The organism is Streptomyces californicus (assembly GCF_000717645.1).
GTDB lineage: Bacteria > Actinomycetota > Actinomycetes > Streptomycetales > Streptomycetaceae > Streptomyces > Streptomyces californicus.
On record NZ_JNZZ01000005.1, the window covers coordinates 68,165 to 82,244 of the forward strand.

Annotated in this window: 9 protein-coding genes; 1 reads left to right on the forward strand and 8 read right to left on the reverse strand. The window is 71.9% G+C overall.

What is annotated here, in order from left to right:
• Positions 1 to 56: 56 nt before the first annotated feature.
• The 8 genes from IF19_RS0108435 to IF19_RS0108470 form a co-directional block, all read right to left on the reverse strand.
• Positions 57 to 1,091, reverse strand: a complete 1,035-nt coding sequence (locus tag IF19_RS0108435; protein ID WP_030116581.1) for a glutamate ABC transporter substrate-binding protein — start codon at positions 1,089 to 1,091, stop codon at positions 57 to 59.
• Positions 1,092 to 1,102: 11 nt separating this feature from the next.
• Positions 1,103 to 2,533, reverse strand: coding sequence for a hypothetical protein (locus IF19_RS0108440; protein WP_030121219.1), 1,431 nt, complete (start codon positions 2,531 to 2,533; stop codon positions 1,103 to 1,105).
• 315 nt (positions 2,534 to 2,848) lie between these two features.
• Positions 2,849 to 4,006 (reverse strand): N-acetylglucosamine kinase, encoded by a 1,158-nt coding sequence (locus tag IF19_RS0108445; RefSeq protein WP_050493946.1) that lies wholly within the window; start codon positions 4,004 to 4,006, stop codon positions 2,849 to 2,851.
• Positions 3,997 to 5,262: a 6-phospho-beta-glucosidase gene (locus IF19_RS0108450; protein WP_030116585.1), complete on the reverse strand. Its 1,266-nt coding sequence runs from the start codon at positions 5,260 to 5,262 to the stop codon at positions 3,997 to 3,999. Before IF19_RS0108450 ends, IF19_RS0108445 begins: the two co-directional genes overlap by 10 nt.
• A 1-nt stretch (position 5,263) precedes the next feature.
• Positions 5,264 to 6,166 (reverse strand): carbohydrate ABC transporter permease, encoded by a 903-nt coding sequence (locus tag IF19_RS0108455; RefSeq protein ID WP_030116586.1) that lies wholly within the window; start codon positions 6,164 to 6,166, stop codon positions 5,264 to 5,266.
• A gap of 3 nt (positions 6,167 to 6,169) precedes the next feature.
• The gene (locus tag IF19_RS0108460) at positions 6,170 to 7,111 is read right to left on the reverse strand and encodes a carbohydrate ABC transporter permease (protein WP_030116587.1); all 942 of its coding nucleotides are present in this window, start codon (positions 7,109 to 7,111) and stop codon (positions 6,170 to 6,172) included.
• A gap of 6 nt (positions 7,112 to 7,117) precedes the next feature.
• Entirely contained in the window at positions 7,118 to 8,449 is a 1,332-nt protein-coding gene (locus IF19_RS0108465; RefSeq protein WP_030116588.1) for an ABC transporter substrate-binding protein, read from the reverse strand.
• Positions 8,450 to 8,537: 88 nt separating this feature from the next.
• On the reverse strand, positions 8,538 to 9,761 hold the full coding sequence (locus IF19_RS0108470; protein ID WP_030116589.1) for an ROK family transcriptional regulator: 1,224 nt from the start codon (positions 9,759 to 9,761) through the stop codon (positions 8,538 to 8,540).
• 535 nt (positions 9,762 to 10,296) lie between these two features.
• Between IF19_RS0108470 and IF19_RS0108475 the strand changes: the two genes are divergently transcribed.
• Positions 10,297 to 13,953 (forward strand): LamG-like jellyroll fold domain-containing protein, encoded by a 3,657-nt coding sequence (locus IF19_RS0108475; protein ID WP_050493948.1) that lies wholly within the window; start codon positions 10,297 to 10,299, stop codon positions 13,951 to 13,953.
• Positions 13,954 to 14,080: the final 127 nt, after the last annotated feature.

A 14,080-nucleotide genomic window follows, 5' to 3' on the forward strand; every position in this document is an offset into this window, starting at 1 on the left:
GTCTGCTTCGGTCTGGCTCCGGCCCGCCGCTCCGGCCCGCACGGGGGCGCCCCGGCTCAGTCGCCGCGGTACTTGGGGGCGGGCGGCCCGGATATCCCGGGCAGGCCCGCCGCGAGCCACTGCCGGTAGGACGTCATCCAGGCGCTGTCGTCGCCGCCCGCCCGGTAGTCGACGAGGACCTTGTTGACCCGGGCCACCAGGTCGTCGGCGCCCTTCTTCGCCGCGACGCCGTAGTACTCGGTGGTGAACGGGGTCTTCCCCTTGAGCTCCACCGCCGGGTCCTGCGCCGCCTGACCGGCCGCCAGGGCGTTGTCCGTGACCACCGCGTCGACCTCGCCGAGCTGGAGCCGCACCAGGCAGTCCAGCTGGTTGGGCACGGTCAGCAGGTCGGGGTCGCGCTTGGTGCCGTCGTGGTCGTCCTTGTAGAGCGCGCCGAACGACTGCCTCTCCAGCGCCTCGTACGCCGTGGAGCCCTCGGCCGAGCAGACCCGCTTGCCCTTCAGCGAGGAGTCGTACCCGGTGATCGCCGACTCCTTCGGGGCGAGCACCTGCTGCCCGGCCTGGAAGTAGGCGGTGGAGAAGGAGACCTGGTCGAGCCGCTTGCAGTTGATCGTCATCGTCCGCACGACGACGTCGACCCGGTCGTTCTCCAGGGCGGCGATGCGCTGGTTGGTGGGGATCGCGCGGAAGACCACCGCGTCCGGGTCGCCCAGGACGTCCTTGGCGATGGCCCGCACCAGGTCGATGTCGAACCCTTCGAGGCGGCGTGTCGCCGGGTTGCGGTAGCCCCAGCGGAAGCTGTTCTGGTCCACGCCCGCGATCAGCTTCCCGCGCTGCTTGATCCGGTCGATGTTCGGCCCGCCGCCGTCCGAGGGGGGCAGGCTGGCCTCGGGCTCGGTGCACGCCTCGGCCCGCGCCCGGTCGGCCGTCGCCACCCCGCCGCCCGAGAGGTCCGCCCCGCTCGCCCCGCCGTCGTGGTGGGCCAGCGGCAGCAGGGTCACCGCGGCGGTGAACGCGCACGCCGCCGCCATCCCCGTCACGCCGCCCCAGCCGCGCAGGCGGCGCGCGGGCCGGCCGATCGCCCTCCTCATCGCTGCCCCTCTCACCGGTACTCCGAGAGCCTGCGGTTGACTCCGACGATCACGGCGGCGGCCCCCAGGACCGCCAGCACCGCGGCCCCGTTCGGCAGGCCGCGCAGGGCCCCGCGCCCGTCCCGCGCCGCCGAGGTGAACTCGACCTGCTCATGGGCGAGCGCCGCCTGCAGCGCGGTGTCCACCTGCTCGAAGGACTGCCCGGTGGACTCCTCGGCCCCGATGACGCGGCTCAGGGCGCCGTCGTAGTCGCCCCGGTCGTCCGTGGCGCGGGCCTCGCGGTGCCGGGCCTGCCACTGGGACGCCCCCTCGACCGCCTCGGCCACCGGCCTCCGCCCGTTCGCGTCGTCCGCGAGCCGCCCGGCCTTCTCCAGCCGGTCCTTCAACGTCGTCATCCCCGCCGCGTAGTCCGTCTCGTACTGGTCGGCGGAGCCGTCGGCGGTCAGCACCGCACCGCGCGCCACCAGCGTGAGGTTCTCGTTGGCGCGGGCCTTCAGGGAGCTGATCCGGGCGTCGTTGAGCACGTCCAGGGACGCCTGGCCGTGCTCCATCGCCGACCGCAGCTCCGTACGGGCCACGGTGTGCCCCACGGCCAGCCACAGCACCACCACCGACGCGGCGGCCGTCGCCGCCAGCAGCCCGTGGTTCAGCACCCGGTTCGTCCGGCGGTAGGTGCGCCGCTGCATCCACACCAGGGCGCCGAGCACCACGATCCCCGCGCCGATCGAGAGGAAGGGCCAGCGCCGGGCGTCGGCGGAGTCCGCCTCCAGGCGGCCGGTCTCCACCGCGTACAGCCGCTCGGCGGCCGGCAGCATCTCGCCGGCCATCTTCTGGTTCGCGTACCGCAGATAGGCGCCGCCCAGCGGCAGGCCCTGGCGGTTGTTGGCGCGGGCGCGCTCGATCAGCCCCGTGTAGACCGGGAGCAGTTCGTTGAGGGTTGCTATCTCGTGGCCGGCGGCGCTGTCGGCGTCGGTGCCCGCCGCCGCCTCGACCAGCAGCCGGGCCGCCCCCTCGATGTCGTCGCGGTACCGCGCCTGCACGTCCCGGGGCTCCTGCGCGCCCGCGAGGAACCCACTGGCCGCCGTCGTGTCCGCGTCCGCCAGGTAGCGGTAGACGTCCGCCGCGTCGGCGCTGAGCGGCTGGCTGCGGCCGACCACGTCGTCGGCCGCGGCGGCCCGCTGCGAGACCTCCAGCGTGGTCACCGCGCCGAACGCCACGACCAGCAGCGCCAGGACGGCCCCGATGATCCGGAGCCGACCGGGCTCGGTCGTCGCCGCGGCGCGCAGCCGTTCGGCCTGGACGGCCCAGGCGGCGCGGGGCCGCGCGGGCACGGCGGTCGGCACGAGTGCTCCGGCGGAGGCGGGTGCGGGTGCGGCGGCGGGCACGGGCTTCGGGTCCGGCGCGCGCGACGTCTGTGAGCCGCCGCTCGGCGGGTGTGTCACTCGACCTCCCCCTCGGTCACCGACGGTGGGCCCCCGCCCCCGTCCCCGTTATCGGTCCCCGCATTCGACCAGGGCAGGCGCGGCCGATCAAGGCGGACGGCGCAACGTGCCCGGATACATCCCCATAAGCGAACGGACTTCCCATCAGGTACACGTTCCGGAGGCCCGTCCGGTTCCCTCGCGCCCCTCCCGTGCCAGGCGTTCACCCGTACGGGTAACGAACAAGAGGCGCCCCCACGCGCGTCGCGTGACGGGGCGCCTCTCTGCGGTCCGCAGACCGGGCCGGACGCGTCCGCAGGCCGGTCCTGACACGCCCTACGCCGGGGCGGACGCTCCCGGGGCCCGGAGGTACTGCGCGCGCAGCCTCCGGCGGACCTCCTGGTCAGCCCCCGTACGGTCCAGGCCCAGCAACGCCGCGCCCAGCACCGGCGGTTCGGTCACCACGCGGACCTCGGCCTTCGGGGCGCGGGCCGCGAGGAGCGCCGCGATCCGGTCGTTCAGCTGCGGGTGGCGTGCGGCCAGCACACTGCCGCCCAGCAGCACCGGAGCCTCCTCCTCCAGCAGTCCGAGCCGGTTCAGCGCGACCGAGGCCATCGCCACCACCTCCTCGGCCAGCCGCTCCACCAGCGCCGAGGCGACCGCGTCCCCCGCCGCCGCCGTGGCGAACAGCACCGGCGTCAACTCGTGCCGCCGCACCATCGGGATCGCCCCGCGGTGCAACGCCTCGATCAGCGCGTACATCGAGTCGAGCCCGAAGTGGCCCGGCAGCGCGCGAGCCAGTTCGGACGGTTCGCCCCGCCCGTCCTCGGCGCGCGCGGCGAACCACAGTGCCTCCTCGGCGAGCCCCGAACCGCCGCCCCAGTCACCGGATATGCGCCCGATGGCGGGGAAGCGGGCCGTCCGCCCGTCCGGGGTCATGCCCACGCAGTTGATCCCGGCCCCGCAGACCACGGCGACGCCCCGGGGGTCGTCCACCCCGGCGCGCAGGATCGCGAAGGTGTCGTTGCGCACCTCCACCGACGAGCCCCAGCCGCGGGCCTCCAGCGCGGCGGCCAACTCGGCCTCCTCGACCGGCAGATCGGCGTTGGCCAGACACGCGGAGACATGCACGGACGGCCCGAGCACACCGAGGCCGCCGGAGGCGCCGGGCACGCCGGAAACGCCGCGCGTCCGGGCCGCGCCGGCCGTGCCGGAAGCCTCGCCGCGCGCACCGGAAGCGCCGAGCGGATCAGAAGCACCGGAAGCACCGGAAGCACCGGCCGAGCCCCCCGACCCGCCCGCCGCCGACAGCTCCGCGACCGCCCGCCCCAGCGCCTCGGCCAGCACGTCGACCGCGGCCTCCACCCCGACCACCGGCGGCTGGAAACCACCCCCGCGCGCCGTGGCCAGCACCGTGCCGTCCTCGCCGATCAGCGCCACGTCGGTCTTGCTGTTGCCCGCGTCGATGGCGACGACCGACACGTTCACGCCCACGCCAGGTGCTCCCGGTTGTGCGCGATCAGCCGGTCGGTGAGCCCCTCGGCGTAGTCGAACTGGCCGATCAGCGGGTGGGCGAGCAGCGCCTTGAAGACCCGGTCCCGGCCACCGCGCAGCGCGGCGTCCAGGGCGAGGTCCTCGTACGCCGTCACGTTGGCGATCAGACCGGCGTACAGCGGGTCCAGCGCCGGAACGGGCAGCGGCGCCGCGCCGTCGCGTCCGACCCGGGCCTGCACCTCGATCACCGCGTCGTCGGGGAGGAACGGCAGGGTGCCCCTGTTGTACGTGTTGACCACCTGGACCGGCGATCCGCCGTCGCCCAGCAGGGAGGCCGCCAGGTCCACGGCCGCCTCGGAGTAGAACGCGCCACCGCGCTTGGCGAGCAGCTCGGGCTTCTCGTCCAGCGCCGGGTCCCCGTACATCGCGAGGAGTTCCTTCTCCATCGCCGCGACCTCGGCGGCCCGCGACGGCTTGGTGCCCAGCTCCCTCACCACCTCGTCGTGGGCGTAGAAGTAGCGCAGGTAGTAGGAGGGGACGACGCCGAGGCGGTCCACGATCCGCCGGTCCATCCGCAGATCGCCGGCGATGGCCTCACCGTGCTCCGCGAGCAGGCGGGGCAGCACGTTCTCGCCGTCCGGGCCGCCCAGACGCACCCCCAGCTCCCAGGTCAGGTGGTTGAGCCCGACGTGGTCGAGGTGCACCTCGGAGGGGTTCACGTCCAGCAGCCGGGCGAACTTCCGCTGGAAGCCGATCGCCACGTTGCACAGGCCGACCGCCTTGTGCCCGGCCTGGAGGAGGGCGCGGGTGACGATGCCGACGGGGTTGGTGAAGTCGATGATCCAGGCGTCCGGGTTGGCGCGGCGGACCCGCTCGGCGATGTCCAGGACGACGGGAACGGTGCGCAGCGCCTTCGCGAGGCCGCCGGCTCCGGTGGTCTCCTGGCCGACGCAGCCGCACTCCAGCGGCCAGGTCTCGTCCCGTTCGCGCGCGGCCTGTCCGCCGACGCGCAGTTGGAGCAGGACGGCGTCGGCGTCGGCCACGCCCGCGTCGACGTCGGTGGTCGTGGTGATCCTCCCGGCGTGGTCCTGCTTGGCGAAGATCCGTCGGGCGAGGCCGCCGACCAGCTCCAGGCGGTCGGCCGCCGGATCGACGAGCACCAGCTCCTCGATGGGCAGGGTGTCCCGCAGCCGGGCGAACCCGTCGATCAGTTCAGGGGTGTAGGTGGACCCGCCACCCACTACAGCGAGCTTCATGTCAGCCTTTTACTCCGGTCAGTGTGACGCCCTCGACGAATGCCTTCTGGGCGAAGAAGAAGACGGCGATCACGGGGGCCATGACCAGGACGGTCGCGGCCATGGTCAGGTTCCAGTCGGTGTGGTGCGCGCCCTTGAAGGATTCCAGGCCGTAACTGAGCGTCCAGGCGGCCGGGTTCTCCGAGGCGTAGATCTGCGGTCCGAAGTAGTCGTTCCAGGCGGCGAAGAACTGGAAGAGGGCGATGGCCGCGATACCGGGCTTGGCCATCGGCAGGACGACCTTGATCAGGGTGCGGAGCTCGCCGCAGCCGTCGACCTTCGCCGCGTCCAGGTACTCGTTCGGGATGGTCAGCAGGAACTGCCGCAGCAGGAAGATGGAGAACGCGTCACCGAACGCCATCGGGATGATCAGCGGCCACAGGGTGCCGGAGAGGTCCATCTGCTTGGCCCAGAACAGGTACATCGGGATGATGACGACCTGCGGCGGCAGCATCATCATCGAGATGACGAGCATCAGCGACAGCTTGCGGCCCCGGAAGCGGAACTTCGCCAGCGCGTACGCCACCGGGATCGACGACACCACGGTCAGGACGGTGCCCGCGCCGGCGTACAGCAGCGTGTTGCGCCACCAGACCAGGAAGCCGTCGGTCCTGAAGACCCGTGCGTAGTTGTCCCACTCCCAGGTGTTCGGGGTGAGGTCGCGGGTCAGCGCCTGCTGGTCGCTCATCAGCGAGGTCAGCACCACGAAGACGAACGGCAGCACGAAGAAGAGCGCGGCGGCGACCCCGAGGGAGTGCACGGCGATCCAGTGCAGCAGCGCCGTGCGGCGGGCGGTACGGGAGGCCGGCGTCCGGGGCGCGGTGGCCGGGGCGGAAGCGTCGGTCTTGTCGAGGAGTCGGGTCATGGCTCAGTCACCGGCCGAGATCAGGTTGTTGCGGCCCCGCATCAGCAGCGCCGTGAAGGCCATGGCCAGGGCGAACAGGACGAGGGCGACGACACAGGCGGCGCCGTAGTCGAACCGCTGGAAGCCCAGGTTGTAGACGAGCTGCGGAAGCGTCAGTGTCGACTTGTCGGGATAGCCGGGCTCGAAGGACTGGCCGGAGCCGCCGATGACTCCGGCGGCGACCTTTCCGGCGATCAGCGGCTGCGTGTAGTACTGCATCGCCTGGATGACGCCCGTCACCACGGCGAACAGCACGATGGGCGAGATGTTCGGCAGGGTCACGAAGCGGAACTTCTGCCAGGCCGACGCCCCGTCCAGCTCGGCCGCCTCGTACTGCTCGGTCGGCACGTCCAGCAGCGAGGCCATGAAGATGACCATCAGGTCCCCGATGCCCCACACCGCGAGCATGGTGAGCGCCGGCTTGGACCAGGAGGCGTCGTTGAACCAGCCGGGCGCCGGCAGCCCGGCCTCCGCGAGGAGCGCGTTGACGGGCCCGGTGCCGGGGTTGAGCAGGAAGACGAAGGCGAGCGTCGCCGCGACCGGCGGGGCCAGGTAGGGCAGGTAGAACAGGGTCCGGAAGACCCCGGCCCCCGTCTTGATCTTCGTGATCAGCATCCCGACGCCGAGCCCGAAGACGACCCGGCAGGTGACCATGACGAGCACCAGCCACAGCGTGTTGCGCAGCGAGGGCCAGAACATCGGGTAGTCGGTGAAGACGTACGTCCAGTTGGTCAGCCCGTTGAAGACCGGGGCCCCGAAACCGTCGTAGTGGGTGAAGGAGAAGTAGACGGTCGAGACCATCGGGTAGACGAAGAAGACCGAGAACCCGATCAGCCACGGCGACATGAAGGCCGTCGTACGCAGCGCCGATCTGCGGCGCTTGGAGCGGAGCGTGTGCGTCGTCATCGGGGGCTACTTCGCCTTGGCGATGTCGGTGTCGATCTGCCGCGCCGTCTTCTCCAGGCCGGCCTGGAGGTCCTTCACCGCGCCCTTCTCGTACTGGAAGCCGAAGTCCTGGAGGGTCTGCTGGTACGTCGATCCGTTGACGGCCCCGTCCGGGGTGTTGGACTTCGGGTGCTGGGCGATGTCCAGGAAGGTGGTGAAACGCGGGTCGAACTTCAGGTCGGGCGACTTCAGCGCCTCGAAGGTGGAGGGCACGTTCCGGATGCCGTTGGCGAAGTCGACGACCGCCTTCGTGTCGCTGGTCATGAACTCGACCAGCTCCCACGCCGCGTTCTGCTTCTTGCTGGCCGGGGCGATGCCCACGATCGTGCCGGAGAGGAATCCCTTGCCGTAGCTGTCGGCCTCGTCGTCGGCGACCGGCATCGGCGCGACGCCGACCTCGAAGCCGACCCCGGCGTCCTCGGCCATCCCGAGCCGCCACTCGCCGTCCAGCTGCATGGCCACCTGGCCGGTGTGGAACGGGTGCTTGGCGCCCCACTCGTCGCCGAAGGTGCCCCGGTACTTCTCCAGCTTCTCGTAGCCGCCGAGGTCCTCGACCAGCTTCTTCTGGTACGTGAACATCTCCGCGAACGCCGGGTCCTTGGCGATGTTCGACTTGCCGTTCTCGTCGAAGTACTTGTGGTCCCAGGAGGACAGGTAGTGGTCGGCGACGGTCTCGTAGCCGTGGAAGGTCGGCATGAAGCCGAGCTGCTGGTAGCCGTCCCCCTTCTCCACCGTCAGCTTCTTCGCGACGCTCGCCAGCTCGGACATCGTCTTCGGCGGCGCGGTGATCCCGGCCTTCTCGAAGGCGTCCTTGTTGTAGTAGAGGCCGTAGGCGTCGGTGAGCAGCGGCAGGGCGCAGCGCTTGCCCTCGAACTGGGTGTAGTCGAGGAGGACCTTCGGGAAGGTCTTCTCCAGGTCGAGCTTCGACTTCTCGATGAACGGCTTCAGATCGGCGAACGCCCCGGACGAGCAGAACTTGCCGACGTTGGAGGTGGTGAACGACGAGACCACGTCGGGTCCGTTCGAACCGCCCGCGCGCAGCGCCTGGTTCAGCTTGTCGTCGTTGATGTTGCCGGAGACCTTCACCGTGATGTTCGGGTGGGCCTTCTCGAACCGCTCGATGTTCGCCTCGACCGCCTTCACCTCGGAGGGCGCGCTCCAGCCGTGCCAGAAGTTGATCGTGGTCTTCGCGTTCGGGTCGTCGGAGGCCCCGGCCTCGGACTGGCCGGTACACGCGGTGGCGAGCACCGATATCGCGGCCACGGCGACGGCGGTGGTGGTGAGACGGCTGGTGCGCATGACGGAACTCCCAGGGAGGGGAAGAGATTTCAGACGTCAGGACAGGGGCGGAGCGGGGTGGAACGGGGGAGGACGGAACGGACGTGGTTCAGCGCGAGGTGTCGAACACCTCGTCGCGAGTGTCGGCGAGCGCCCGTTCCAGGGCGCCGCGCAGGACGGGGGTGCGGTCGATCTCGCCGACCACCAGGCGGGGCCGGGAGGCGGCGAGCTCGGCCAGTTCGGACTGGATCAGGGAACGCAGGACCTCGCCGCCCGCCGCGACCGCCCCGCCGGCCAGCACGATCAGCCCGGGGTCCAGGACGGCGGTGACGGAGGCGAGCCCGGTGGCCAGCCGCTGGGCGTACTGGCGCAGCAGCTCGGTGAGCGCCGCGTCCTCCTCGTACGCCCCGGCCGCCCGCGCGAGCAGGTCGGCGGCGACCCCGGCGTACGGCTGCTGCGGGGTGTCGATGCCGAGCGCCCTGGCGAGCCGGGGCACCGACTGGGCGCCCGCCAGCTCCTGGAATCCGCCGCTGTTGGCCCTGACGACCTGACGCACGAGCGGGGTGCCCGGCACCGGCAGGAAGCCGACCTCGCCCGCGCCGCCGGTGAAGCCGCGGTGGAGCCGGCCGTTGATGACGAGGGCGGCGCCGAGGCCCTCCTCGTTCCACAGCAGGACGAAGTCCTCGTGGCCCCGGGCCGCGCCGAGGCGCTGCTCGGCGACGGCGACCAGGTTGACGTCGTTCTCGTACTCCACCGGCATCGGCAGGAACGCGGCCAGCTCGTCCAGCAGGGTGGGGGAGTGCCAGCCGGGCAGGTGCGAGGCGTACCGCAGCCGCCCGGTGCCCGGGTCGAACGCCCCCGGGGTGCCGATGACGATCCGGTGGATGTCGGCGCGGGCGAGGCCCGCGTCCTTCACCGCCCCGTCGAGCGCGTCGGCGACCTGGCGCACCACGCTGTCGGTGCGCCGCCCGGGGGTGGCCAGTTCGAACTCCCCGACGGTCCGCCCGGTCACGTCCGCGACGGCGGCGGCGATGCGCCGCCCGTTCACGTCGAGCCCGGCCACATGGGCGGCGCGCGCGTTCACCGTGTAGAGCTGGGCGTTGGGTCCGGGGCGTCCCTCGCTGGTCCCGGTGGCCACGACGAGCCCGGCGGCTTCCAGCCGGGCCAGCAGTTGGGACGCGGTGGGCTTGGAGAGCCCGGTCAGCTTCCCGATCCGGGTCCGGGACAGCGCCCCGTGCTCCAGCAGCAGATCCAGCGCGGCCCGGTCGTTCATGGCCCGCAGGACCCGCGGGGTGCCCGGTGTGCCGGGGGGACCGGGAGTGGTTCCCGCCATCGTGGATGCACCGCCCTCTGCCGGGGCGACCGCCCGCGACTCTGTTAGGAAAGTTTCCTGTTCGCTGGGGAGGACGTTAGGACGCAGGTCGCCGGGGCGTCAATGGGGGCGACTATCGGCCAATCAAAGCGTTATGTGCGCCATCATCACGGCGGTGAGCGGCGGCCGGCGGCCGTGACGCTCGGCGACCGTAGCGGTCGGGACCCCTCCGGTTGATCGTTTTTCGCGGGCATTCGCGGGGCGTGGGCGATTTCGTCGCCCCGGTCGGCCGTCGGCGTGCTGGCGCAGCGTAGCGACGTGCGATCGGTACGGCTGGAGCGTGCGGTCCCGGTGGCCGATTTGCGATCGCCTCAGCGTTTGTTTTCGCGAACTTCTTGCTTGACGCCGGGATCCGCCATGCCATTGACTCTGCCCCCGCTTGTGTTGTTCTTGTGACTCTGGGGTGGGGACTGTGGAGTTTGGTTCGGACATTCGGCGTACCCGAAGACGGTCCGGGGGAGTGGCCTCTCTGCTGGCGCTGGCGTTGCTGCTGGTCATGCCGGTGCCGCAGGCGCGGGGCGCGGAGGCGGCGGAGAACCCGCCCGCCTCCACCGAGGAGGAACGGGCCCTGGACCGGGCCCGGGATTCGGGGACCCGTACGGAGGTGGAGTCCCGCCGCACGGAATACGCGACTGTGTACGCCAACCCGGACGGCGCCACGTTCACCCTCGAACAATCGGTGGTCCCCGTACGGGTCGCCAAGGCCGCGGGCGGGTGGCAGGCCCCCGACGCGACGCTCGAACGCCGCTCCGACGGAACGGTCGGGCCGAAGGCCGCCGCGGTCTCGATCGCCCTGTCGGGCGGCGGTGACGACGCCCTCGCGCGGATCGAGAAGTCCGGACGTTCGCTGCGCTTCACCTGGCCGCAGAAGCTGCCCACGCCCCGGATCGACGGCGCGAGCGCCGTCTACGCCGACGTGCTGCCGGACGTGGACCTCAAGGTCACCGCGACGGTGGAGAGCTTCCAGCAGGTCCTCGTGGTCAGGACGCCCGAGGCCGCCGCCGACCCCCGGCTCAAGAAGCTGACGCTCGGGATGGAGACCTCCGGCCTGGACGTCCGCAAGGGCGGCTCCGGCAATCTGGCCGCGGTGGACGGGGACGGACAGACCGTCTTCCGGTCGCCCCCGGCCCAGATGTGGGACTCCGCCGGAGCCGCCGCACCGGCGTCCGCGCCGCGGCGCGCGACCGGGGCGACGGCCCCCAGGAGCCCGGTGACGTCCGCGGACCCGGCCACCGGCGCCTCGGCGAAGTCCGGCGCCCCGGCCTCCCCGGCGCCGGAGAAGCCCGCCGACCCGGCCGAGTCGTCCCCCTCGGGCCAGGGCGCCGAACCCGGGCAGGGCGACAACGTCGAGCGCGTCGACGTCCAGGTCACCGAGGACTCCCTGACCCTCGTCCCGGACGCCGGGATGCTGAAGGGCACGCCCCCCGCCGCCTTCCCGCTCTTCATCGACCCGCCCGTCACCTGGGGCGGTTCGGAGCGGATCCTGCTGAGGTCGGACGGCTACGAGTCCTACGGCTGGGGCAACGGCGACGACAACCAGGGCAAGGGCGTCGGCAAGTGCGGCACCTGGGGGGTCTACTACTGCGGCCCGGGCTACACGCAGCGGCTCTACTTCGAGTTCTCACCCGCCGAGCTCAAGGGCAAGAACGTCCTGCACGCCGCCTTCCGGGTGACCGAGCCCTGGGCGTTCCAGTGCGATCCCCGGGTGGTCGACCTGGTGCGCACGAACAACATCTCGTCCTCCACGACCTGGTCCTCGCGCCCCGCCAACCTGGACCTGATGGTCGACCGGAGCGTCTCCGCCGGCCGCGGCTCCGCGTGCGACCCGGACTCGCCGGACGCCCCCATCACCTTCGAGGACTCGCCCAGCGAGTCCAACGAGAACCTCACACCGACCGTGAAGAGCTTCGCCGCGGGCAAGTTCTCCCGGCTCACCCTGATGCTGAAGGCGCACGACGAGGGCGACACCGCGGCGTGGAAGCGCTTCAAGAACGACGCCGTGCTCATCGTGAAGTACGTCGGCCTCCCGGCGCTGCCCACCGCCACCGGGTTCGTCACCGGCAACGGCGTGGTGTGCTCGCGTGACGCGGACGCCCCCTCGGTCATCGCCGACCCCGGCCCCCTCGTCACGGGGAAGCCCATGGCGGCCCCCGGCGGCACCTCCCAGGCGAACCTGCGCATCCGGTGGCGTACGGAGAAGCTGTCCGGGTCCACCTGGTCAGTGGCCCACACCGACCTCGACGGGCCCACCTCGGGCTACGTCGGGAGCGGGGCGGCCCAGAACCGGCGGCTGCCCACGCTCGCCGAGGGCGTGCAGTACCGCCTGAAGGCGCTCACCCTGTCCTACGACGAAGCAGGCGACAACCGTCTCAACACCGGCTACACCAGCCCCTGCTACTTCACGGTCGACCGGTCCCGGCCGAAGTCCCCGGTCATCACCCCGGCGAGCGGCAGCCCCTACACCCTGTGCACGGCGGTCTGCCTGCCCGGCGGCGGCCCCGGGGTCAAGGGGAAGTTCACCTTCGCCCCGGCGAGCGGCGACACGAACGTCGCCTACCAGTACCGGCAGGCGAACAAGGGCACCTGGTCGGCCGAGATCAAGGGCTCCACGGTGAGCGTGGACATCACCCCGCCGGCGACGGGCACCTACCAGTTGGAGGTCCGGGCCAAGGACACGGTGACCTGGGGGGCCTCGCAGATCGTCAGCTTCCTCGTCAAGGCGGGCGAGGGCCCCGTCGGCCGCTGGCGGTTCGACGAGGCGAGCGGCGCCGCCGTCGACTCCTCGACCACCGTCCCCGCGAACCAGGAGAACGCGACCCTCAACGGCGGCGCCGTCCGCGACGGGCTGGGACGACGCGGCGAACTCCGCCACGGCCCCGACGGCACGCCCCTCGCCACCCCGAGGACCGACACCGGTCTCCGGCTGAACGGGACCACCGCGTACGCCTCGACGAGCGCTCCGGTCCTGGAGACCCGCTCCGCGTACACCGTCGCGAGCTGGGTCCGGATGGAGGACAGGAAGACCGAGGGAGTCGTCCTCTCGCAGGACGGCGCGACCTACAGCCCGTTCCTCCTCTGGTACGAGAACACCTACGATTCCTGGTGCTTCGGAACCAAGGCCCAGGAGGCCGACGACGGCAAGGCGTACCTCGGCGTGTGCGGCAGGCAGCCGGCCGTGCCCAACGCCTGGACCCACCTGGCGGGCAGCTACGATCCGGCCACGAAGACGCTGGTGCTGTACGTCAACGGCCAACGCCAGGCCTCCCGGACCGTCGAAGGGGCCTGGGCCGCACCCGGCGGGCTCCAGATCGGCCGCTACAAGTGGGCCGGTAAGTACTACAACAACTTCCACGGGTCCATCGACGAGGTCGCCGCCTGGCAGCGCGTCCTCTCCCCCGAGGAGGTGGCCACGGAGGCGCGGACCCTGTCGCCCGGCACCGGACAGGCGGACGTCGAACTCGTCGCGCACTGGGACGCCGCCGGAGCGTCCGGCGCCGCTCTCACCGACCGCACCACCGGCTACGGGCGTGACCTCGCGCTCGGCGGCGGGGCGGCTCTGGACGGACGCTCCCTGGTGCTCGACGGCAAGGACGACGCGGCGGCCACCGCGGGCCCGGTCGTCGACGAGTCCGGGTCCTTCACGGTCACCGCCGCCGTCGAACTGGACCAGGAGGCCCTGGCGGCCAAGGAGATCGGATACATCGGACAGGTCGCCGGACAGCGCACGGCCAACGGCTCCTCCTGGGGCCTCTGGTTCAAGCTGACCGGCAAGGAGACCCGCTTCGACGACGACGGGAACGAGTACACGGCCCCGGTCGGGCTGTGGCACTTCGGCCGGGTCGGCGCCACCGGGGCGGGCGACTGGGTCAGTTCGGACGAAGTGGCGGAGCTGGGCAGCCCGGTGAGGCTCACCGGAGTCTTCGACGCCCTCGACGAGACGAACGGGCCGGTGGTCCGGCTCCACGTCGGACTGAAGCAGAACGACGCCGACCGGACCTGGACGTCGGCCGTCGGCGCGGGCGACTTCACCGTCGGCAAGGGCTACAGCACCACGGCGTGGGGGCACCACCTGCCCGCCCGGGTGGACGACGTCCGCCTCTGGGCCGGAGCGATGTCCGACGTGGACCAGATCGCCGAAGTCGTCGGCGACTGACCGCACCGGGCCGGCCGCCGGATCCGGCGGCCGGCCCCACCCGGTTCGAGGACCGGCTGTCAATCATTCGTGACCTGTGGGGGTGGTTCCGCCATGCGCGGAAAGTCGAAAGCGTTCCAACGGAGAC